Origin of the sequence: Flavobacterium cupreum (assembly GCF_003996965.1) — a bacterium.
GTDB lineage: Bacteria > Bacteroidota > Bacteroidia > Flavobacteriales > Flavobacteriaceae > Flavobacterium > Flavobacterium cupreum.
In genome coordinates this window covers 1-286 of record NZ_QWDM01000243.1, presented here as the reverse complement: position 1 = coordinate 286, position 286 = coordinate 1, and the positions used below count along the sequence as shown (strand labels likewise).

Below are 286 nucleotides of genomic sequence, written 5' to 3'. Positions count from 1 at the left end.
CCAGATCGACATCAGCGACGAGGGCGTGGTCACGAGCGCGTCGGTCGACGCCGCCGCCGGCCAGGAAGCCAAACGCCGCATCGAGGAGTTGACCGCATCGGTCGAAGTGGGCAAGACCTACGACGGCGTCGTGCTCAAGCTGCTCGACTTCGGCGCCATCGTGCAAGTGATGCCGGGCAAGGACGGTCTGCTGCACATCTCGCAGATCGCCAACGAGCGCGTGGCGGCTGTCGCCGACTACCTCAAAGAAGGCCAGGCAGTGCGCGTCAAGGTCCTCGAGACCGAC

General features: G+C 65.7%; 1 protein-coding gene. It reads left to right on the top strand.

The window, feature by feature from the left end:
* Positions 1-286 (top strand): S1 RNA-binding domain-containing protein (locus D0817_RS27315; RefSeq protein WP_127341027.1); only part of this gene is annotated, 286 nt, incomplete at both ends.